Annotated in this window: 16 protein-coding genes, 1 tRNA gene, 1 pseudogene and 1 riboswitch; of the genes and pseudogenes, 12 read left to right on the top strand and 6 right to left on the bottom strand. The window is 72.0% G+C overall.

The window, feature by feature from the left end; translation table 11 throughout:
- The first annotated feature begins 309 nt into the window (after positions 1-309).
- From paaA to AQJ11_RS17195, 6 genes and pseudogenes are all read left to right on the top strand, one after another.
- Positions 310-1,338, top strand: a complete 1,029-nt coding sequence (paaA, locus tag AQJ11_RS17170; RefSeq protein ID WP_059263634.1) for a 1,2-phenylacetyl-CoA epoxidase subunit PaaA — start codon at positions 310-312, stop codon at positions 1,336-1,338.
- A complete protein-coding gene (gene paaB, locus AQJ11_RS17175) occupies positions 1,335-1,622 on the top strand; it encodes a 1,2-phenylacetyl-CoA epoxidase subunit PaaB (protein ID WP_014673816.1) in 288 nt (95 codons plus the stop codon). The genes paaA and paaB overlap by 4 nt, the downstream gene beginning before the upstream one ends.
- The gene (paaC, locus tag AQJ11_RS17180; RefSeq protein WP_059263635.1) at positions 1,619-2,374 is read left to right on the top strand and encodes a 1,2-phenylacetyl-CoA epoxidase subunit PaaC; all 756 of its coding nucleotides are present in this window, start codon (positions 1,619-1,621) and stop codon (positions 2,372-2,374) included. Before paaB ends, paaC begins: the two co-directional genes overlap by 4 nt.
- On the top strand, positions 2,368-2,955 hold the full coding sequence (gene paaD, locus AQJ11_RS17185) for a 1,2-phenylacetyl-CoA epoxidase subunit PaaD (RefSeq protein ID WP_059263636.1): 588 nt from the start codon (positions 2,368-2,370) through the stop codon (positions 2,953-2,955). The genes paaC and paaD overlap by 7 nt, the downstream gene beginning before the upstream one ends.
- Positions 2,955-4,019 (top strand): 2Fe-2S iron-sulfur cluster-binding protein, encoded by a 1,065-nt coding sequence (locus AQJ11_RS17190; RefSeq protein ID WP_058081180.1) that lies wholly within the window; start codon positions 2,955-2,957, stop codon positions 4,017-4,019. Before paaD ends, AQJ11_RS17190 begins: the two co-directional genes overlap by 1 nt.
- A 31-nt stretch (positions 4,020-4,050) precedes the next feature.
- A pseudogene (locus AQJ11_RS17195) lies at positions 4,051-4,721 on the top strand (acyl-CoA dehydrogenase); the annotation flags it as partial.
- Between the two features lie 27 nt (positions 4,722-4,748).
- On the opposite strand, the gene AQJ11_RS17200 reads toward AQJ11_RS17195, so the two are convergent.
- The 6 genes from AQJ11_RS17200 to AQJ11_RS17225 all read right to left on the bottom strand — a co-directional run bounded on the left by AQJ11_RS17200 (position 4,749) and on the right by AQJ11_RS17225 (position 12,084).
- Positions 4,749-5,078: a rhodanese-like domain-containing protein gene (locus AQJ11_RS17200; protein WP_059263637.1), complete on the bottom strand. Its 330-nt coding sequence runs from the start codon at positions 5,076-5,078 to the stop codon at positions 4,749-4,751.
- A 49-nt stretch (positions 5,079-5,127) separates the two neighbouring features.
- The gene (locus tag AQJ11_RS17205; protein WP_059263638.1) at positions 5,128-5,940 is read right to left on the bottom strand and encodes a hypothetical protein; all 813 of its coding nucleotides are present in this window, start codon (positions 5,938-5,940) and stop codon (positions 5,128-5,130) included.
- Between the two features lie 145 nt (positions 5,941-6,085).
- Positions 6,086-7,573 (bottom strand): DUF2252 domain-containing protein, encoded by a 1,488-nt coding sequence (locus AQJ11_RS17210; RefSeq protein WP_398780563.1) that lies wholly within the window; start codon positions 7,571-7,573, stop codon positions 6,086-6,088.
- 38 nt (positions 7,574-7,611) lie between these two features.
- The gene (locus AQJ11_RS17215; RefSeq protein ID WP_059263640.1) at positions 7,612-8,142 is read right to left on the bottom strand and encodes a DUF3293 domain-containing protein; all 531 of its coding nucleotides are present in this window, start codon (positions 8,140-8,142) and stop codon (positions 7,612-7,614) included.
- A 45-nt stretch (positions 8,143-8,187) separates the two neighbouring features.
- A riboswitch (SAM riboswitch) is annotated at positions 8,188-8,303 on the bottom strand.
- Between the two features lie 104 nt (positions 8,304-8,407).
- A complete protein-coding gene (locus AQJ11_RS17220; protein WP_244218276.1) occupies positions 8,408-11,668 on the bottom strand; it encodes an FG-GAP-like repeat-containing protein in 3,261 nt (1,086 codons plus the stop codon).
- 332 nt (positions 11,669-12,000) lie between these two features.
- Positions 12,001-12,084: transfer RNA gene (locus tag AQJ11_RS17225), tRNA-Leu, on the bottom strand.
- Between the two features lie 440 nt (positions 12,085-12,524).
- Between AQJ11_RS17225 and AQJ11_RS17230 the strand changes: the two genes are divergently transcribed.
- The 6 genes from AQJ11_RS17230 to pknB all read left to right on the top strand — a co-directional run bounded on the left by AQJ11_RS17230 (position 12,525) and on the right by pknB (position 20,812).
- Positions 12,525-13,394 (top strand): FhaA domain-containing protein, encoded by an 870-nt coding sequence (locus AQJ11_RS17230; protein ID WP_059263641.1) that lies wholly within the window; start codon positions 12,525-12,527, stop codon positions 13,392-13,394.
- Positions 13,395-13,404: 10 nt separating this feature from the next.
- Positions 13,405-13,935, top strand: a complete 531-nt coding sequence (locus tag AQJ11_RS17235; protein WP_014673804.1) for an FHA domain-containing protein FhaB/FipA — start codon at positions 13,405-13,407, stop codon at positions 13,933-13,935.
- 140 nt (positions 13,936-14,075) lie between these two features.
- Positions 14,076-15,668: a Stp1/IreP family PP2C-type Ser/Thr phosphatase gene (locus AQJ11_RS17240; protein WP_208616539.1), complete on the top strand. Its 1,593-nt coding sequence runs from the start codon at positions 14,076-14,078 to the stop codon at positions 15,666-15,668.
- Positions 15,669-15,695: 27 nt separating this feature from the next.
- Positions 15,696-17,138 (top strand): FtsW/RodA/SpoVE family cell cycle protein, encoded by a 1,443-nt coding sequence (locus AQJ11_RS17245; protein WP_059263643.1) that lies wholly within the window; start codon positions 15,696-15,698, stop codon positions 17,136-17,138.
- Positions 17,135-18,622: a peptidoglycan D,D-transpeptidase FtsI family protein gene (locus tag AQJ11_RS17250; protein ID WP_059263644.1), complete on the top strand. Its 1,488-nt coding sequence runs from the start codon at positions 17,135-17,137 to the stop codon at positions 18,620-18,622. The genes AQJ11_RS17245 and AQJ11_RS17250 overlap by 4 nt, the downstream gene beginning before the upstream one ends.
- A gap of 195 nt (positions 18,623-18,817) precedes the next feature.
- The gene (gene pknB, locus AQJ11_RS17255; protein WP_059263645.1) at positions 18,818-20,812 is read left to right on the top strand and encodes a Stk1 family PASTA domain-containing Ser/Thr kinase; all 1,995 of its coding nucleotides are present in this window, start codon (positions 18,818-18,820) and stop codon (positions 20,810-20,812) included.
- Positions 20,813-20,826: the final 14 nt, after the last annotated feature.

Raw genomic sequence — 20,826 nt, forward strand, 5'->3', positions numbered from 1 at the left:
GAGGGCCACTTCTCGGCGCTCGCACGGAACGGTACTCAGCCCCGGGCCCCGGGCGCAGCCCCGGGTACGGGCCACCGTGGTGGCCCTCGCCACGCGCTACCGCTCCCGACACCGGCCGCGCGTCCGGCCTGCCGCGGCTTGTCCACCCTTGTCCACAGGCTGTGGGCGCAGTTTTCCACAGCGGTTGACACCCATCGCGGCCCGGCACACCATGGACTACGCACGGACCGAACGATCGGTCGGGACCTTGTCCGGGGACGTACGGACCGGGACGGGGTTCACCGCAGAGCCCGAGGTCAGGGGGATCGCATGGCCACAGCAGCCGCGCAGCGCACGGCCCGCACCGAGGCGGACGGCACATCGGACACCGCATCGGACACCGCCGGCACGACGGCCTACCAGCGCGCCTTCGACGCGGCCGTGGCCGCCGACGAACGCATCGAACCACGCGACTGGATGCCCGACGCCTACCGCGCGACCCTGGTCCGGCAGATCGCCCAGCACGCGCACTCCGAGATCATCGGCATGCAGCCGGAGGCCAACTGGATCACCCGCGCGCCCTCCCTGCGCCGCAAGGCGATCCTGATGGCCAAGGTCCAGGACGAGGCCGGCCACGGCCTGTACCTGTACAGCGCGGCCGAGACCCTCGGCACCAGCCGCGAGGAACTGCTCGACAAACTGCACAGTGGCCGCCAGAAGTACTCCTCGATCTTCAATTACCCCACCCTGACCTGGGCCGACGTCGGCGCGATCGGCTGGCTGGTGGACGGCGCCGCGATCACCAACCAGGTCCCCCTGTGCCGCTGCTCCTACGGCCCCTACGCCCGCGCGATGGTGCGGATCTGCAAGGAGGAGTCCTTCCACCAGCGCCAGGGCTACGAACTGCTGCTGGCCCTCAGCAAGGGCACCCCCGAGCAGCACGCCATGGCCCAGGACGCCGTGGACCGCTGGTGGTGGCCGTCACTGATGATGTTCGGCCCGCCCGACGACGAGTCCCAGCACTCCGCGCAGTCGATGGAGTGGAAGATCAAGCGCCACTCCAACGACGAGCTGCGCCAGCGCTTCGTGGACATCTGCGTCCCGCAGGCCGAGTCCCTGGGCCTCACCCTCCCCGACCCGGAGCTGCGGTGGAACGAGGAGCGGGGGCACTACGACTTCGGTCCGATCGACTGGACGGAGTTCTGGGAGGTCCTCAAGGGCAACGGCCCCTGCAACGACCAGCGGATCACCCAGCGCAGGCGCGCCCACGACGAGGGCGCGTGGGTACGGGAAGCGGCCGCGGCCTACGCGGCCAAGCACACCGGCGGCACCGGTGAGACAGGAGCGACGCGAGCATGAGCACCACCGACTGGCCCCTGTGGGAGGTCTTCGTGCGCTCCCGGCGCGGCCTCTCCCACACCCACGCCGGCAGCCTGCACGCGCCCGACGCCGAGCTGGCCCTGCGCAACGCCCGCGACCTGTACACCCGGCGCGGCGAGGGCGTCTCCATCTGGGTCGTCCCCGCCGCCGCGATCACCGCGTCCTCGCCGGACGAGAAGGACCCGTTCTTCGAGCCGGCCGCCGACAAGCCCTACCGGCACCCGACCTTCTACGAGATCCCGGAAGGGGTGAAGCACCTGTGACCGCCACCGGCCCCGCGGCCCGCCCCGCCACCGGCTCCGCCCCCGTCCCGGTGACCGCCGCGCTCGCTCTCGGCGACGACGCCCTGGTGCTCTCCCACCGCCTGGGGGAGTGGGCGGGGCACGCCCCCGTCCTGGAGGAGGAGGTCGCCCTCGCCAACATCGCCCTGGACCTGCTCGGCCAGGCCCGGGTGCTGCTGTCCCTGGCCGGCGACGAGGACGAGCTGGCCTATCTGCGCGAGGAACGCGCCTTCCGCAACCTCCAGTTGGTCGAGCAGCCGAACGGCGACTTCGCGCACACCATCGCCCGCCAGCTGTACTTCTCCACCTACCAGCAGCTGCTCTACACCGAACTCGCCGCGGACGACGGCCCGTTCGCGCCGCTGGCCGCGAAGGCGGTGAAGGAGGTCGCCTACCACCGCGACCACGCCGAGCAGTGGACGCTGCGGCTCGGTGACGGCACCGAGACCAGCCACGAGCGGATGCGGCGGGCCTGCGACGCGCTGTGGCGGTTCACCGGCGAGATGTTCCAGCCGGTGGAGGGCCTGACCGCCGACTGGGCCCGCCTGGAGGAGCGCTGGCTGGAGTCCGTCACCGACGTGCTCGGCCGGGCCGGCCTCCCGGTCCCGCAGGGCCCGCGTACCGGAGCCTGGTCGGCGGGCGCCGGCCGGCAGGGCCTGCACACCGAGCCGTTCGGCCGGATGCTCGCCGAGATGCAGCACCTGCACCGCAGCCACCCGGGGGCGTCATGGTGACCGCCACCGCCTTGGAGGAGCGGCTGCTGGAGCTGGCCGGCGCGGTGCCCGACCCCGAACTGCCCGTGCTCACACTGCGCGAACTGGGCGTTCTCCGCGCGGTGCGTGTCCACACCGGCGACGCGGTGGAGGTCGACCTGACCCCCACCTACACCGGCTGCCCGGCCATCGAGGCGATGAGCCTCGACATCGAGCGGGTGCTGCGCGCCCACGGCATGCGCGAGGTCACCGTCCGCACGGTGCTCAGCCCCGCCTGGTCCACCGACGACATCACCCCCGAAGGGCGCGAGAAGCTCCGGGAGTTCGGCATCGCCCCGCCGCGGGTGCGCCACGGGGACGGCCCGGTGCCGCTGACCCTCGGCCCGACCCGCACACAAGCCCCGCACACCACGCCGGCCCCGCACACCACACCGGCCGCCCCGGACATACACGCCACGGACACCGCGACCGAACCGGTCCGCTGCCCGCACTGCGGATCGGCCGACACCGAACTGCTGAGCCGGTTCTCCTCCACCGCGTGCAAGGCACTGCGCCGCTGCCTGGCCTGCCGTGAACCGTTCGACCACTTCAAGGAGTTGTGATGGCCCGTTTCCACCCGCTCCCGGTGGCCGCGGTCGACCGGATCACCGACGACTCCGTCGCCCTCACCTTCTCCGTCCCGCCCGGCCTGCGCGAGGAGTACCGGCACGCGCCCGGTCAGCATCTCGCGCTGCGCCGCCGGGTCGACGGCACGGAGATCCGGCGCACCTACTCGATCTGCTCCCCCGCCCCCGACCCGGACGGCGAGGGCCCGGACAGCCTGCGGGTGGGGGTGCGGCTGGTCGAGGGCGGGGCCTTCTCGGCGTACGCGCTGAAGGAGATCAACGTCGGGGACGAGCTGGAGGTGATGACCCCGGCGGGCCGCTTCACGCTGGAGCCGGCGCCGGGCCTGTACGCGGCGGTCGTCGGCGGCAGCGGCATCACCCCGGTGCTGTCCATCGTCGCCACGCTGCTGGCGCGCGAGCCGGCGGCCCGGTTCTGTCTGATACGCGGCGACCGCACGGCCGCGTCGACGATGTTCCTGGAGGAGGTCGCCGACCTGAAGGACCGCTATCCGGAGCGGTTCCAGCTGGTGACCGTGCTCTCCCGCGAGGAGCAGCAGGCGGGCCTGCCCTCCGGCCGCCTCGACCGGGAGCGGCTCACCGGGCTGCTGCCCGCGCTGCTGCCGGTGGGCGAGGTGGCGGGCTGGTTCCTGTGCGGGCCGTACGGCCTGGTGCGGGGCGCGGAGCAGGCGCTGCGCGAACTGGGCGTGGCCCGGGACCGGATCCACCAGGAGATCTTCCACGTGGACGCGGGCTCGGCCCCGGCGGCCACGGCTCCGGCGCCTACGCACAGCACCGTCACCGCACGGCTCGACGGCCGTGGCGGCACCTGGCCGGTGCGGGAGGGCGAGTCACTGCTGGAGACGGTGCTGCGCAACCGGCCCGACGCGCCCTACGCCTGCAAGGGCGGGGTGTGCGGGACCTGCCGGGCCTTCCTGGTCGCGGGCGAGGTGCGCATGGACCGCAACTTCGCGCTGGAGACAGAGGAGACGGAGGCCGGGTATGTGCTGGCCTGCCAGTCGCATCCGCTGACGGAAAGGGTGGAGCTGGACTTCGACCGCTGAGGCCCGCGGGACCGTTCCCTTCTCCTGGAAGGTGCTGCGCGAGGCCGACCGGGTGCTGGCCCGGGTGCCGCTGCTGGAGCACTGCGCCGCCGCGGCGGCCGTGCAGACCTACGGCAGCCCGGAGCTTGCGGATCGGCTGCTGGTCCGGCGGGCCGGGGCGAGCTGGTGCTGACCGTCGGGGCGCAGGGCCGTACCGGCCACGACCCGGCCGAACTGGCCGTCACCGCACGGCGGGAGGGGCGGGCCTGGCTGCTGGAGGGGGTGCAGACGGCGGTGCCGTGGGCGTTCGACGCGGACCTGGTCGTCGTACCGGCGCACGTCGAGAGCACGGCCGGCGAGGGGGCCGTGCCGGCGCTGGTGCCGCGCGAGACGGACGGGCTGGTGCTCGCCGAGCAGGTCTCCACCAGCGGTGAGCGGCTGGCCGAGCTGCGGCTGCGGTCCGTGCGGGTCGGGCCCGGCGAGGTGATCGAGGCCGGCGGCGCCTGGGAGTGGCTGCGCGGGCTACTGGTCACGGGCACCTGCGCGCCGGCGCTCGGGCTGGGCGAGCGGGTGCTGCGTGAGTACACCGGCAGGCGGGAGCAGTTCGGGTATCCGCTCCACCGCTGTCACGCCTGGGCCAAGCACCTGGAGCTCTCGCTCGGCCCGGCGGCGGCGTACGAGGAAGGGCTGGGCGACCTGCTGGCCACCCATCCCCTCGGCTGACCGGCGCCCGGCTGACCGGCGCCCGGGCTACAGGACGAAGCCCGGCTTGCCGTCGTCCGTGATGACGGGGCGGCCGGCCGCCTGCCAGTGCTGCATGCCGCCGTCGACGTTCACCGCGTCGACGCCCTGCTGGACCAGGTACATGGTGACCTGGGCGGAGCGGGCGCCCGAGCGGCAGATGACGTGGACGCGTCCGTCCTGCGGGGCGGCCTCGATCAGCTCGCCGTAGCGGGCCACGAACTCGCTGAGGGGAATGTGCAGGGCTCCCCCGGCGTGGCCCGCCTGCCACTCGTCGTCCTCACGGACGTCCAGCAGGAAGTCGCCGTCCTTGAGGTCCGTGACCTGGACCGTGGGCACACCAGCTCCGAAATTCATGGCTCCGACGCTACCCGAAGCGAGGGGCGGGTCAGTCCTGCCCCAGCAGGGCGGCCAGTTCCGCCTCCCGCTGGGCGATGTCGGCGCGCAGCCGGTCGGCGATCTCGTCGAGCAGTCGGTCGGGGTCGTCCGGGGCGAGGCGGAGCATGCCGGCGATCGCGCCGTCCTCCAGTTCGCGGGCGACGAGGGTGAGCAGTTCCTTGCGCTGGGCGAGCCATTCGAGGCGGGCGTACAGCTCCTCGGCGGGGCTCGGGCGGCGCTCGGGCGGTACCGGTCCGGCGGCCCACTCCGCGGCCAGCTCCCTGAGCAGGGCCTCGTCGCCACGGGCGTAGGCGGCGTTGACCCGGCTGAGGAACTCCTCGCGCCGCTTGCGCTCCGCCTCCTCCTGGGCCAGGTCGGGGTGCGCCTTGCGGGCCAGCTCGCGGTAGAGCTTGCGGGCCTCCTCGCTGGGCCGCACCCGCTGCGGGGGCCGTACCGGCTGGTCGGTGAGCATGGCGACGGCCTCCGGGAACAGGCCGTCACCGTCCATCCAGCCGTGCAGCAGCTCCTCCACGCCCGGGATCGGCATCACCTGGGCGCGGGCCTCCGCGGCGCGGCGGATGTCCTCGGGGTCGCCGGTGCGGGCGGCCTTCGCCTCGGCGATCTCCGCGTCCAGCTCCTCGATGCGGGTGTAGAGCGGGCCGAGCCGCTGTTCGTGGAGGCGGGCGAAGTTCTCGACCTCGACGCGGAAGGTCTCCACGGCGATCTCGTACTCGATCAACGCCTGCTCGGCGGCCCGTACGGCCTGTTCCAGCCGTTCCTCGGGGCGGGGGGCCTGGGACTGGCCGGCTTCCGGGGTTGTCACCCGCCCAGCGTAGCCGTTGCCCCGGCTCGGCCCGGGCGCGGTTCCCACGCTCCCGGCGCACCACCCCTCGGACCCCGGCACGCCACCGCTCGGACTCCGGCGAACTCCCGGCAAACCGTCCCGCTGCACCCTCCCCGGACCCCCCTCAGACCCCCAGCTCCGCCTCGATCCGCCCCGCCCTGATCCCCGCGACCAGCTCGGCGTGGTCCGCCTCCGTGCGGTCGGCGTAGGCGACGGCGAACGCGGCCATCGCCTCGTCCAGCTCCTCGTTCTTGCCGCAGTAGCCGGCGATCAGCCGGGGGTCGGCGCTGTGGGAGTGGGCGCGGGCCAGCAGGGCGCCGGTCATGCGGCCGTAGTCGTCGATCTGGTCGGCGGCGAGGGCGGCCGGGTCGACGCTGCCCTTGCGGTTGCGGAACTGCCGCACCTGGTACGGGCGCCCCTCGACGGTGGTCCAGCCCAGCAAGGTGTCGCTGACGACCTGCATCCGCTTCTGCCCGAGGACCACGCGGCGCCCCTCGTGCGGCACCGCGGGCGCCTCGAAACCGGCCGTGACCAGGTGCGGGACGAGCGCGGAGGGACGGGCCTCCTTCACCTGGAGGACCAGGGGCTCGCCCCGGTGGTCGAGGAGCAGGACGACGTAGGACCGGGTGCCGACGCTGCCGGTGCCGACCACCCGGAAGGCGACGTCGTGCACGGCGTGCCGGGCGAGCAGCGGGTGGCGGTCCTCGCCGAGGGTGCCGACGTACGACTCCAGGGACGCGGCGACCGCGGCGGCCTCCGCGTCCGGTACGCGGCGCAGCACCGGCGGCGCGGGCACGAACCGGCGTCCGCCGTCCGGCACCGGCTCGGTCGACTTCGCGGCGAACCGGCCGCTGGTGTTGGCCCGGGCCTTCTCCGAGACCCGCTGGAGCGTGCCGAGCAGGTCGTGGGCGTCGGTGTGGGAGACCAGTTCCTCGTCCGCGATGGCGTTCCAGGCGTCGAGCGCGGGCAGTTTGGCGAGCAGCCGCATGGTGCGGCGGTAGGCGCCGGCCGCGTCCCGGGCCGCGGCGCGGCAGGTGTCCTCGTCGGCGCCCGCCTCGCGGCCGGCGAGCACCAGCGAGGCCACGAGCCGCTTGAGGTCCCACTCCCAGGGGCCGTGCGCGGTCTCGTCGAAGTCGTTGAGGTCGATGACGAGGTCGCCGCGGGCGTCGCCGTACAGCCCGAAGTTGGCCGCGTGGGCGTCACCGCAGATCTGGGTGGCGATCCTGGTGGTGGGGGTGCGCGCGAGGTCGTACGCCATGAGTGCGGCGGAGCCGCGCAGGAAGGCGAAGGGGGTGGCCGCCATCCGGCCCACGCGCAGCGGGGTCAGTTCGGCGAGGCGGCCGGCGTTGGACTCGGCCACCGCGCTCACCGCGTCGGGGCGCGCGGCGTCCAGGTCCAGCGTGCGGTGGGCGGAGCGCGGCACACCCGCCCGGAGCGCCTTGCCCTCCTCCTTCGGCGAGCCCTGCGGCGGCCATGCGGCGAACCCGCGCACCCGGGGCAGGCGGCGCGCGCCCCGGTCCGCCGCGTCCGTCGCTCCCACATCGGTTCCGGTCACCGCGACCGCCTTCCCCGCACGACCCGCCCGCCTTCGAACTGGCGACGGTACGAACATCAACTCGGGGAGACCGTACAGCCGGTGGCCGAAAGCCGTCAGCACCCTGGGGGAAACTCCGCGCACCCGCTCAGCGCGCCCGCGGGCAAAGACCCTGAAAGTCCTTCCGCAGCCCGCCATCCGAGTGTCAGTGCCTCCCCGGCGCCGAAGCAGGCGAGCAGCCGCCATGCCGGCGCCGACCAGGCGAACACCGCGTCCTGCCCGAACTCCCGTCCCAGCGCGCGCGCTTCGTCGTCGCTCAGGCCGACGATCGCCACGCTCACCTCGGTGTGCCGGCCGTCCGGGTCACCGCCGACAGCGGGCCACCACGCGAGCCCCCGTCCGCGCAGCAGGCCGAGCAGTCGTTGATGCGCGCGGTGGTTGTGCTGCCGGGAGGCGTGGGTGCCCCGGGGATTGTGGGCCGTGACCACGTGGATGGTCTCCCCGTGCGGGACGGGGAACCGGCCCACCGCCACCCCGGGCGGTGCCGGGGTGACGCGGACCGGTCCTTCGGGCAACTCCACGTCCACGACGGCCTGCTGGTAGAGAGCCCACCGAGGGGTGTGCGTGATCGGGACGCCGGCGGCCATGAGGGTCTCCGTTCGAGAGGGACCCCCTTACCCGCCGGGCAGGGAGATCCGCGCTTACCCCCACGGGACCGTGGGGGCCCGGTCTTCCCTGGAGGGCACCTTGCGCGGTGAGCGAGGTTGCCAGCCGACGCTCGTCCAGGGGCGCGATCGGCTTCGTGACCGAGGCGGATCCTGCCACGGGGCCCAGCGCGAAGTCCAGCACGGGCCCCGTCGCCGCCGTCACGTGACGCCACGTCTGACGTCGCATGTGGCGTCACATCTGCCGTCACATGACGGCCTTGTACCCCTTCCACCCCGTGGCGATCTTCACGCGGCCCCCGAACGAGCCCTTGCCGTTGCCGTTGTAGCGCCACACGGTGCCCGCCGTGTCGCGGGCCACGAGGTCCGCGCGGCCGTCGCCGGTGAAGTCGCCCGCGCCGACGACGGCGTTGTAGGAGGCGCCCCAGTCGGCGAACACCTTGACGCGGGCCTTGAAGCCGCCCGTGCCCGTGGTGTTGGCCTCGTACCGCCACAGCTCGTCGGACTTGTCCTGGACGAGGAGGTCGCCGCGGCCGTCGCCGGTGAGGTCACCGGCGCCGACGATCTTCTTGTAGCCGGTCCAGTGGGAGGCGATCTTCGTGCGCGCGGCGAGCCTGCCGTTCGCCGTGCCCTTGAAGAGGTAGACGTCCCCGGTCGAGGACTGGCGGCCGATCAGGTCGGGCCGGCCGTCGCCGTTGACGTCGCCGGGTGAGGTCAGGACGTCGTACGCGTTCCAGCCGGAGGTGCCGAGCGAGGTGGAGTGCGTGGCGGGCGTCGGGGCCTTGCCGCAGGCCGGGCGGTACGCCCGCAGGGCGCCGCCGGTGCGGACCAGCACGTCGTTGCAGTGGTCGCCGTCCAGGTCGCCGAACGGCACGATCCGGGCGGTGGCCGGCCAGCCGGAGCCGGAGACGGTGCCGCCCAGCGTGCCCGTACCGGTGCCGCGCCGGACGGTGAGGGTGCCGGAGGAGCTGAGGGTGAGGACGTCACCGACCCCGTCGTTGCCGGCGTAGTCGCGCGGTGCCGCCGTTCCGGCGGTCACCTTGACGTCTCCGGAGAGGGTGAGCGCGGCGCCCTGGCCGTCGGCGGGCCGGGCGGTGAGGGTCCAGGTGTAGGCGCCGTTGGCGACCAGGCGGCCCGCGGTGTCCCTGCCGTCCCAGGCGGCCGTCAGCAGGCCCCGGGCCGTGCCGCCGGAGAGCGTACGGACGGTGGCGCCGGACGCCTTCCGGCGCACGGTCACCTTCCAGTCGGCGGCGGGCTTGGACAGCCACCAGGTGCCGGACCAGTTCGCGGAGCCCGCGGTGACCGTGGCGTCGACGGCCGTGAGCGGTGACGCCGGGACGCCGGCCGGTACGACGTGCACGCGCTGGTCGCGGTCGGCGTAGGCGACGCCGCCGCCGAAGCGGTCCACGGTCCAGCTGGTCCCGGCCCCGGTGTTCTCCTGGCCGAGGTCGGTCCAGTCGGCCAGCTCGCGGCTCGGCAGGTCGGTGTGACTGCCGCCGGCCGGCAGCCCGTTGTGCAGGTCGAGCAGCCTCAGCCCGCTGTGCGACTGGGTGCCGGGAACCCGCTCGACCAGGTATCCGTCCCCGAGCAGGACCCGGCTGTCCGGGGCGGTGGAGGTGCGCTTGGTCGTACGGTCGTACAGGCCCGCGCCGTGTACGTCGCCCCAGGCGTCCCGGCAGACCCAGTAGACGAAGCGGCCCACGGCCTGGAGGTCGGACGGGGTGCAGCCGTCGCGGGTGGTGAAGGACTCGACGGCGGTTCCCGCGGGGAGCCGGGTGGCCGTGACCTTCCCGCCGCTCGCGGCGCCGCTCCACAGCGTGCTCCCCCACACGGCCGCGGCGACCCGGTCGCGCTTGAGCAGGACCTTGCCCGCCCCGGCGGTGGCGAACTCACCGATGTACTGCTTGCCGGAGGAGGCGCCGTCGACGACGGCGTACCGCCCGGAGAGGTCCGTGAGCTCCGGGGAGTAGTCGCCGGTGTCGAGGGTCGGGCCCCAGTCGGCGGAGCCGTTGGCACGCAGCATGGTCAGGCCGGACTCGGTGGAGTCGCGGCGGCCGTGGCGGCCGGTGCCGTCGGCGAACATCCGGATGCAGCGGGGCGTGGTCTCGTCGCAGAAGCCGTCCCAGCCGCTGACCAGGCCGTCCACGGTGGTCCGTGCGGGGCTCGGGGTGCCGCTCGTGGTGAGCCAGGTGCTGCGGTAGGCGCCGAGGACGGTGTGCGGCTGGTAGAGCGTGCTGTTGTCGGCCGTGGTGAGGATGCCGCTGCCGAGGGAGAGTCCGTGGACCTGCGCGGGCATCGGCTCTACGGCGGTCAGGCGGCTGCGGGTGACCGAGCCGTCGGCGCCCTGGGCGACCCGGTACACGCCCCAGTCGAGGTCGCCCCGGTCGACGTACGCCGCGGCGCCCGCCACCAGGACGGAGCCGTCCGGGGCCTGGACGAGCTGATGGGCGGCCGGGTCCATGACCTTGGTCAGGGCGGTGTCCGAGCCGTCGGACGTGAGGGCGAACAGGGGCTGGCCCCGGTACTTGTCGTCGCCCGGCGACATCGGCTCGACGCCCAGCAGTGCCGAGCCGACGACGCCGTAGGACGCCTGGTACGTCAGCGAACTCGTCTCCAGGGTGCGGGGTGCGGCGGCCGGGTCGGCCCGGTCGAGCAGGTCCGCCTTGCCGCGTCCGGTGCGCAGCCGCAGCACCGAGCCGGGGCTCAGCCGGAAGCCGGTCACCTCCCAGGCCTCCTGCGGATCGGGCCGGTCGGGCAGCGCCTCCGCCACGCCGGTGGCGAGGTCGACGATGCTCCAGTGGCCGCCGTCCTCCGTCTGGTAGCGCAGGATGACGGACCGTGCGTCACCGTCCTCGACGCGGATGTCGTAGGCGCCGCCGGGCAGCCCCGTCACCGGCGTGCGACGGACCTCGCCGTCGCCGGCCCTCAGGAGCTGGTAGGCGTCCGGGTTCCCGGCGAGGTCGCTCGCGCTGGTGAGCACGGTGTCGCCGAACGTGCCCTCGTAGGTGTGGCCCTCGGGCACCGGCACCACCACGCTGCCGGTGCCCGGCGTTCCCGCGCCCCGCACGAGCGTGACCTGCGCGTCCTCCTCCGAGTAGAGGGCGACGGTGTCCGACCCGTCCCCGTAGTGGCCGGGTGCGAAGGAGACGTCCCCGCGGTAGGAGCCGTTGTCGATGTCGTAGTGGAGCGGGACCGGCATGCGCTGGTCGAGCGCGGTGGTGGCGCCGGTGGCGTAGTCCGTCCACAGGAACCGGTCGTCGCCCTCCTGCACCCACAGGAAGCCGCTGGTCCCGGCGTTGAGGATCCAGGTGAACCGGGGAACGGCCCGCGCGGCGGCGGGCAGGACGAGTTCTCCCGCAGAGACCGTGGGCGCGGCCGGCGCGGCCGTCGCGGGCGTGTTCGCGAGGGGCAGGGCGAGGCCGAGCGCCGCCGCGAGGACGGCCGCGGCGCGTCGTGCCGGGCGTGGTGCGGGCTGGGGTCTGTGCCGGTGCGTACCGGGTCGGGCCACCGTTCCTCCAGGGAAAAGGGGTGGCATGGGCGGAGGTACGGCAACGCTCTGGCATCCCCTCCGGCCCCCCCGGCCGCTCCCCCCACGCGCGCGTGCGGAGAAGGCCAACAGCATGAACATGACGCTCTGGCCGGGATTTCCGGGGAGGGTTCCCGGGGAAGAGCGGAGGGCCGGCACCCAGACCCCGGGCGCCGCCCGTGACTTAGTTCACAGGCGGGTCCCCGCGCACCGACGCCCGGCTGTGCGATCCCTCACAACTCCGAGTACAACGAGAAACGGGCCCCTGCCGTGACTTCCGTCACCGGCAGAGACCCGTCTCATCGGTTTCTCTGTGCGCGAGGGGGGAGTTGAACCCCCACGCCCTTGCGGGCACTGGAACCTGAATCCAGCGCGTCTGCCTATTCCGCCACCCGCGCATTGGGTGTGTCTTCCGGTTCCGGCCCTTTCGGCCCGGCCCCTTCCGACACCCAGAACATTAGCACGTCGTACGGGGTGGATTCACATCGCTTCCCGCCGGTCCCCGCCCCCGGCGCGCGCGGGGCGTACCGCCTCAACGACGCGCCCGCCGAACGCCGCACGTATCAGCGAGGCGCGCTTCTCGTATCAACCTCGTACCGGTCCAGGCCATCTGCCCGGGAGGCGGGCCGGGTCCACAGCCGGGTGCGGGACACTGGACTTCGCCCGCCTCTACGATCCATGGCAGCAGGACACGCACCCGGGAGTTCGAAGGGGAGCCGCTGGGGGAACCGGCTGTTTGGCGGGCGCGTAGATACGATCAGTGAGCAGTACCCGCAGTACCCGGCAAGACAACGGCACGGAACAGGCAAGACGACGGCAGGGACGGAGGAGGTGCCCCATGGGAGTCCTGAAGAAGTTCGAGCAGCGTCTCGAAGGTCTGGTGAACGGCACCTTCGCCAAGGTCTTCAAGTCCGAGGTCCAGCCCGTGGAGATCGCCGGAGCGCTCCAGCGGGAGTGCGACAACAACGCCACCATCTGGAACCGCGACCGGACCGTCGTGCCCAACGACTTCATCGTGGAGCTGAGCGCGCCGGACTACGAGCGCCTCAGCCCCTACTCCGGGCAGCTCGGCGACGAGCTGGCCGGCATGGTGCGCGACTACGCCAAGCAGCAGCGCTACACCTTCATGGGCCCGATCAAGGTCAATCTGGAGAAGGCCGACGACCTGGACACCGGCCTGTACCGGGTGCGCTCGCGCACCCTCGCCTCCTCCAGTAACCAGCAGGGGGCGCCGCAGGCTCCCGGCGCGCCGGCGCCCGGCCGCCCCGCGGCGGGCGCCCCCGGCGGCTACGGCTACCCGCCGGCCGCCCCGCCCGCCGGCGCGCCCCCGATGCCGTCCGCGCCGCCGCCCGGCACCCGCCCCGGCGGCTACGGTTACCCGCAGCCCGCCACACAGCGGCCGGCCGCGGCCCCGATGAGCGGCGCGCGCACCCGCTACTGGATCGAGATCAACGGCACCCGCCATCAGATCTCCCGCCCGACGCTGGTGCTGGGCCGCAGCACCGACGCCGACGTGCGGATCGACGACCCCGGCGTGTCCCGCCGGCACTGCGAGATCCGGACCGGAACGCCCTCGACGATCCAGGATCTCGGCTCCACCAACGGCATCGTGGTGGACGGGCAGCACACCACCCGCGCTACGCTCCGCGACGGCTCGCGGATCGTCGTGGGCAGCACCACCGTTATCTATAGGCAAGCCGAAGGGTGAAGCGGGGGCAATGTCAGAGCTGACCCTCACGGTCATGCGGCTGGGTTTCCTGGCCGTACTGTGGCTGTTCGTGATCGTGGCCGTGCAGGTCATCCGGAGCGACCTGTTCGGTACGCGCGTCACCCAGCGCGGATCGCGTAGGGAGGCGGCCCGGCCGCAGCAGACGGGCCGGCAGCAGACCCGGCAGCAGGCCGCGCCCCCGCCGCAGCGCGGCCAGCAGGGCGGCGGCGGCCGGCGTGGCCGCAACGCCCCCACCAAGCTGGTGGTGACCGAGGGCACACTCACCGGCACCACCGTCGCGTTGCAGGGCCAGACGATCACCCTGGGCCGGGCGCACGACTCCACGATCGTGCTGGACGACGACTACGCCTCCAGCCGCCATGCCAGGATCTACCCGGACCGTGACGGCCAATGGATCATCGAGGATCTCGGTTCCACCAACGGCACCTACCTGGACCGGTCCCGGCTGACGACCCCCACACCGATCCCGCTGGGCGCGCCGATCCGCATCGGCAAGACCGCAATCGAGCTGCGGAAGTAGTGCTACGTCATGAATGAGCGCGAGCGGAGCGAGCACGCAGCGGCAGACCGCCACCCGGTCTGCGGCGCGCTCCCGACCGGAGGGTGGGCAGTGTGGCTCGACACGACCGGCTGCATTCGGAGCCGACGGGCGAGGTGCGCATGAGTCTGTCACTGCGCTTCGCCGCCGGATCGCACAAGGGCATGATCCGGGAGGGCAACGAGGACTCCGGTTACGCCGGTCCGCGCCTGCTCGCCATCGCCGACGGCATGGGCGGCCAGGCGGCGGGCGAGGTCGCCTCCTCTGAAGTGATCTCCACCCTGGTCACGCTCGACGACGACGTGCCCGGCTCCGACATCCTCACCTCCCTCGGCGTGGCCGTGCAGCGCGCCAACGACCAGCTGCGCGCCATGGTGGAGGAGGACCCCCAGCTCGAAGGCATGGGGACGACCCTGACCGCGCTGCTGTGGACCGGCCAGCGGCTCGGTCTCGTGCACGTCGGCGACTCGCGCGCGTACCTGCTCCGTGACGGTGTGCTCACCCAGATCACCCAGGACCACACCTGGGTGCAGCGGCTCGTGGACGAGGGCCGGATCACCGAGGAAGAGGCCACCACCCACCCGCAGCGCTCGCTGCTGATGCGCGCCCTCGGCAGCGGCGACCACGTCGAGCCCGACCTGTCGATCCGCGAGGTCCGGGCCGGCGACCGCTATCTGATCTGCTCCGACGGCCTGTCCGGCGTGGTCTCCCACCAGACGATGGAGGAGACCCTCGCCAGCTACCAGGGCCCGCAGGAGACCGTGCAGGAGCTCATCCAGCTCGCGTTGCGCGGCGGCGGCCCCGACAACATCACGGTCATCGTCGCCGACGTGCTCGACCTGGACACCGGTGACACCCTCGCCGGCCAGCTGTCCGACCAGCCCGTCGTGGTCGGCGCCGTCGCCGAGAACCAGAACCACCTGCACGACAACGGCATCATGCAGACCCCGGCGGGCCGCGCCTCCCACCTGGGGCGGCAGGGCCAGGGGCACGGCGGCGGCGAGTTCGGCCCGCCCGGCTCCGGCGACACCGCCGGCTACGCCCCGGCCGACGGCTTCGGCGACTACACCGACGACGACTTCACCAAGCCGCGCAAGGGGCGCAGATGGCTGAAGACCTCGCTCTACGGCGTCCTCGCCCTCGCCGTCGTCGGCGGCGGCCTGTACGGCGGCTACCGCTGGACGCAGACCCAGTACTACGTCGGCACCAAGGACGAGCACGTCGCGCTGTACCGCGGGATCAGCCAGGACCTGGCCTGGGTGTCGCTGTCGAAGGTGGAGAAGGACCACCCCGAGATCGAACTCAAGTACCTGCCGCCGTACCAGCAGAAGCAGGTGAAGGCGACGATCGCGGAGGGCGGACTGGAGGCGGCCCGGACGAAGGTCCAGGAGCTGGCCGTGCAGGCGTCCGCCTGCCGCAAGCAGGCCGAGCGCCAGGCGGCCGAGCGCGCGCGGGAGAACGCCAAGAACGACCAGGACAAGACCGGCGGCGCCCAGAGCTCCGGCGGCACCGGAACGTCCACGGGCACCACCACGCAGACCGCCTTCGTCAAGGCCTCCCCGACGCCGAACACGACCCCGAACCCGTCGGCCTCGAAGACGTCCCCGACGTCCCCTTCGAAGTCGCCGTCCACGACCCCGTCCGCGACCCCCAGCCCCGGCCCGACCCTCTCGGAGGATGAGCAGAAGGTCGTCTCGCTGTGCGGTAAGCAGTAGGCAAGCCGTGAGAGGCCCTGTCACACGATGAGCAGTACTACGAACTCGCCGACGCACCACACGTCCACGATCGGCGCGATCGGCGCGCCGAGCCGACGTAACACCGAGCTGGCCCTGCTGGTCTTCGCGGTGGTCATCCCTGTGTTCGCCTACGCGAACGTGGGACTGGCCATCGACGGCCAGGTCCCCGGGGGCCTGCTGAGCTACGGACTCGGACTCGGTCTGCTGGCCGGCGTCGCCCACCTCGCCGTACGCAAGTTCGCCCCCTATGCGGACCCGCTGCTGCTGCCGCTCGCCACCCTGCTCAACGGGCTGGGGCTCGTCGTGATCTGGCGGCTGGACCAGTCCAAGCTGCTGCAGTCACTGCCGAACTTCGTCACGGCCGCGCCGCGCCAGCTGCTGTACACCGCGCTGGGCATCGCCCTGTTTGTCGTGGTCCTGATCTTCCTGAAGGACCACCGCGTCCTCCAGCGCTACACGTACATCTCCATGTTCAGCGCGCTGGTCCTGCTGATCCTGCCGCTGGTGCCGGGCCTGGGCGCCAACATCTACGGCGCGAAGATCTGGATCAACATCCCCGGCCTCGGTTCCCTCCAGCCCGGCGAGTTCGCGAAGATCGTCTTGGCCGTCTTCTTCGCCGGCTACCTGATGGTGAAGCGCGACGCCCTGGCCCTCGCCAGCCGCCGCTTCATGGGCCTCTACCTGCCGCGCGGCCGTGACCTGGGCCCGATCCTGGTCGTCTGGGCGATCTCGATCCTCATCCTCGTCTTCGAGACCGACCTCGGCACCTCGCTGCTGTTCTTCGGCATGTTCGTGATCATGCTGTACGTCGCCACCGAGCGGACCAGCTGGATCGTGTTCGGTCTGCTGATGTCCGCGGCCGGCGCGGTCGGCGTGGCCAGCATCGAGCCGCACGTGAAGAGCCGCGTCCAGTCCTGGCTCGACCCGATGCGCGAGTACACCCTCAGCCGCCAGGGCCAGCTCGGCCACTCCGAGCAGCTCCAGCAGGCGCTGTGGGCCTTCGGCTCCGGCGGCACCCTCGGCAGCGGCTGGGGCCAGGGCCACTCGGACCTGATCCGGTTCGCCGCCAACTCCGACTTCATCCTCGCCACCTTCGGCGAGGAGCTGGGCCTGGCCGGCATCATGGCGATCCTGCTGATCTACGGCCTGATCGTGGAACGCGGCGTGCGCACCGCCCTCGCCGCCCGCGACCCCTTCGGCAAGCTGCTCGCCGTCGGCCTTTCGGGCGCCTTCGCCCTTCAGGTCTTCGTGGTGGCCGGCGGTGTCATGGGCCTCATCCCGCTGACCGGTATGACCATGCCGTTCGTGGCGTACGGCGGTTCCTCCGTGCTGGCCAACTGGGCCCTGATCGGCATCCTCATCCGCATCAGCGACACCGCCCGCCGCCCGGCGCCCGCCCCCGCCGCCAACCCCGACGCCGAGATGACCCAGGTGGTCCGCCCGTCATGAACAAACCCCTGCGCCGGATCGCGATCTTCTGCGGCCTCCTCGTCCTCACCCTGCTGCTGCGGGACAACTACCTCCAGTACGTCAGGGCCGACAAGCTCAAGGACGACCCGAACAACCGCCGGGTCACCATCGCCCGCTACGCCACTCCGCGCGGCGACATCATCGTGTCCGGCGGCGACCCGATCACCGGGTCCGCGCTGACCAGCAAGACCGGCCTGAACGACCTCAAGTACAAGCGGACCTACAAGAACGGCCCCATGTGGGCGCCGGTCACCGGTTACGCCTCGCAGGCCTTCGGCGCCACCCAGCTGGAGTCCATCGAGGACGGCATCCTCACCGGCGACGACGACCGGCTGTTCTTCCGCAAGACGCTGGACATGATCACCGGCAAGGAGCAGCAGGGCGGCAACGTCGTCACCACGCTCAACGCCGCCGCGCAGAAGGCGGCGTACAACGGTCTGAAGCAGCGCGGCGGCAAGGGCGCGGTCGTCGCCCTGGACCCCTCCACCGGCAAGATACTGGCGCTGGCCTCCTACCCGTCGTACGACCCCTCGTCGTTCGCGGGCAACACCAACGACGACGCCGCGGCCTGGAAGAAGCTCCAGAAGAAGTACAACCCCAACGACCCGATGCTGAACCGGGCGCTGCGCGAGACCTACCCGCCGGGCTCCACCTTCAAGGTGGTCACGGCCGCCGCGGCACTGGAGAACGGCAAGTACACCTCGGCCGACGAGCGGACCGAATCGCCGCTGCCGTGGACCATGCCGGGCACCACGACCCAGCTGAAGAACGAGGGCAACATCCCGTGCGAGAACGCGACCATGCGGGTCGCGCTCCAGTACTCCTGCAACACCGTCTTCGGCAAGATCGGTTCCGACCTCGGCAACGACAAGATGCTCGCGGAAGCGAAGAAGTTCGGCTTCGACGCCGAGCAGTTCACCCCGGTCCGCTCCAGCGCCTCGGTGTTCTCGGACAACATGAACCAGTCGCAGACCGCGCTGTCCTCCATCGGCCAGTACAACACCGCCGCGACCCCGCTCCAGATGGCCATGGTCGCCTCGGCCGTCGCCAACGACGGCAAGCTGATGAAGCCGTACATGGTCGACTCGCTCCAGTCCTCCAACCTGGACCCGGTCGCCACGACCAAGCCGGAGGAGCTGAGCCGGCCGCTGTCGCCGAAGAACGCGCAGATCCTCCAGGACATGATGCAGACGGTGGTCGAGAAGGGCACCGGTACGCGGGCGAAGATCGACGGCGTCACGGTCGGCGGCAAGACCGGTACCGCCCAGCACGGTGTCGAGAACAGCGAGAACCCGTACGCCTGGTTCATCTCCTACGCCAAGCTCAGCGACGGCAGCTCGCCGGTCGCCGTGGCCGTGGTGATCGAGGACGAGAGCGCCAACCGCGACGACATCTCCGGTGGCGGCCTGGCCGCCCCGATCGCGAAGGACGTCATGAAGGCGGTCATCGACTCCAAGAAGTGACCGCCGTCGGCCACCGGAAGTGACGCCGCTCACACACCCTTCACATCGCCGCACGTTGCGATACCGGTCCTGTATCGGGTTACGGGCTTGGCCAGGTCACACACAGCGAGCCGGGTACGGTAGGCCCGGACGGCAGCCTCCGGCCGCGCACAGGGGTGCGCGGCCGAGACCGACGGAGAGGGCTGGTAGGTAGCTATGGAAGAGCCGCGTCGCCTCGGCGGCCGGTACGAGCTGGGCCAGGTGCTCGGCCGCGGTGGCATGGCGGAGGTCTACCTCGCGCATGACACCCGGCTCGGCCGCACCGTGGCGGTGAAGACGCTGCGCGCGGACCTCGCGCGCGACCCGTCCTTCCAGGCCCGGTTCCGCCGGGAGGCCCAGTCGGCCGCCTCGCTCAACCATCCCGCGATCGTCGCGGTCTACGACACGGGCGAGGACTACATCGACGGGGTTTCCATCCCGTACATCGTGATGGAGTACGTCGACGGTTCCACGCTCCGCGAGCTGCTGCACTCCGGCCGCAAGCTGCTGCCCGAGCGCGCCATGGAGATGACCATCGGCATCCTCCAGGGCCTGGAGTACGCGCACCGCAGCGGCATCGTCCACCGGGACATCAAGCCGGCCAACGTCATGCTGACCCGCAACGGCCAGGTCAAGGTGATGGACTTCGGCATCGCCCGCGCCATGGGCGACGCCGGCATGACCATGACCCAGACCGCGGCGGTCATCGGCACCGCCCAGTACCTCTCGCCCGAGCAGGCGAAGGGCGAGCAGGTCGACGCCCGGTCGGACCTCTACTCGACCGGCTGCCTCCTGTACGAACTGCTGACGGTACGGCCGCCCTTCGTGGGCGACTCCCCGGTGGCCGTGGCCTACCAGCACGTCCGGGAGGAACCGCAGCCCCCGTCGGTCTTCGACCCCGAGATCACGCCCGAGATGGACGCGATCGTCCTCAAGGCGCTGGTCAAGGACCCCGACTACCGCTACCAGTCGGCCGACGAGATGCGCGCCGACATCGAGGCGTGCCTGGACGGCCAGCCGGTCGCCGCCACCGCCGCGATGGGCGCCGTCGGTTACGGCGGCTACCCCGACGACCAGGCGACGACCGCCCTGCGCTCGGAGCCGGGCGCGGCGGCGACCACCATGCTGCCGCCGATGAGCCCCGACGACGGCGGCTACGGCTACGACGAGCGCCCGGACCGCCGCCGCCAGCAGAAGAAGTCCAACAGCTCCACGATCCTGCTGGTGGTCGCGGGCCTGCTGGTCCTGGTCGGCGCGATCCTGATCGGCATGTACGCGTTCGGCGGTGACGGCGGGAGCGACGGCAAGGTGCCCGTACCGTCGTTCGTGGGCCAGCCGGAGAAGACGGCCCGCAAGATGGCCGCGAACGTCGACCTCAAGGTGGCCGTCACCAAGAAGCCCTGCGAGGACCAGGCCACGGGCAACGTCTGCTCCCAGGACCCGCAGCCGGACGAGAAGGTCGAGAAGAACAGCACGGTCAACCTGGTGATCTCCACGGGCGCGCCGAAGGTCCAGGTGCCGGACGTACGCGGCATCCAGTTCGACCAGGCCGAGGCCCAGCTCAAGGAGAAGGGCTTCGAGGTCGAGAAGAAGACCCAGGTCTCGACCCAGACGCCCGACGTCGTCATCAGCCAGGACCCGGAGGGCGGCTCCAGCAAGGAGAAGGGCACCACGATCACCCTCACGGTCGCCAAGCCCGAGGAGAAGGTGACCGTCCCCGACGTCACCGGCAAGTCCTGCGACGAGGCGAAGGCCGAACTCCAGGCCAAGGGCCTCGCGCCGAACTCCAGCTGCACCGAAACCCCGGTGACGGACCCGGCTCAGGACGGCAAGGTCCAGAACACCAACCCGTCGGCGGGCCAGCAGGTCTCCAAGAACACGCCCATCGCGATCAATGTGGGCAAGGCGCAGCAACCGCAGCAGAAGCCGGTGCCGGACGTGACGCAGAAGACCGTGAAGGAGGCCCAGCAGATCCTGCAACAGCAGGGCTTCACGAAGATCCAGGTCAACGGACCCAATGACGACAAAGCGCGGGTCGTCTTCCAAACCCCGCAGCAGGGCACCCAGGCGGACCCCGCCAACACCCAGATCGTCCTGACGACCGCGGACTTCGGCGGCGGCGGCAACAACGGCGGCGACAACGGCGGCGGCTTCTTCGGCGGCATCGGCTGACACGCCCCGCACAC

The organism is Streptomyces corchorusii, from assembly GCF_001514055.1.
In the GTDB taxonomy this organism is placed as follows: Bacteria; Actinomycetota; Actinomycetes; order Streptomycetales; family Streptomycetaceae; genus Streptomyces; species Streptomyces olivaceoviridis.

Coding starts and splice junctions, on each gene's coding strand:
- paaD (WP_059263636.1), top strand. CDS start 2,368: ATGGTGACCGCCACCGCCTTGGAGGAGCGGCTGCTGGAGCTGGCCGGC.
- AQJ11_RS17250 (WP_059263644.1), top strand. CDS start 17,135: ATGAACAAACCCCTGCGCCGGATCGCGATCTTCTGCGGCCTCCTCGTC.
- AQJ11_RS17210 (WP_398780563.1), bottom strand. CDS start 7,573: ATGTTCGTACCGTCGCCAGTTCGAAGGCGGGCGGGTCGTGCGGGGAAG.
- AQJ11_RS17240 (WP_208616539.1), top strand. CDS start 14,076: ATGAGTCTGTCACTGCGCTTCGCCGCCGGATCGCACAAGGGCATGATC.
- paaB (WP_014673816.1), top strand. CDS start 1,335: ATGAGCACCACCGACTGGCCCCTGTGGGAGGTCTTCGTGCGCTCCCGG.
- AQJ11_RS17230 (WP_059263641.1), top strand. CDS start 12,525: ATGGGAGTCCTGAAGAAGTTCGAGCAGCGTCTCGAAGGTCTGGTGAAC.
- AQJ11_RS17245 (WP_059263643.1), top strand. CDS start 15,696: ATGAGCAGTACTACGAACTCGCCGACGCACCACACGTCCACGATCGGC.
- pknB (WP_059263645.1), top strand. CDS start 18,818: ATGGAAGAGCCGCGTCGCCTCGGCGGCCGGTACGAGCTGGGCCAGGTG.
- AQJ11_RS17235 (WP_014673804.1), top strand. CDS start 13,405: ATGTCAGAGCTGACCCTCACGGTCATGCGGCTGGGTTTCCTGGCCGTA.
- AQJ11_RS17215 (WP_059263640.1), bottom strand. CDS start 8,142: ATGGCCGCCGGCGTCCCGATCACGCACACCCCTCGGTGGGCTCTCTAC.
- paaA (WP_059263634.1), top strand. CDS start 310: ATGGCCACAGCAGCCGCGCAGCGCACGGCCCGCACCGAGGCGGACGGC.
- AQJ11_RS17190 (WP_058081180.1), top strand. CDS start 2,955: ATGGCCCGTTTCCACCCGCTCCCGGTGGCCGCGGTCGACCGGATCACC.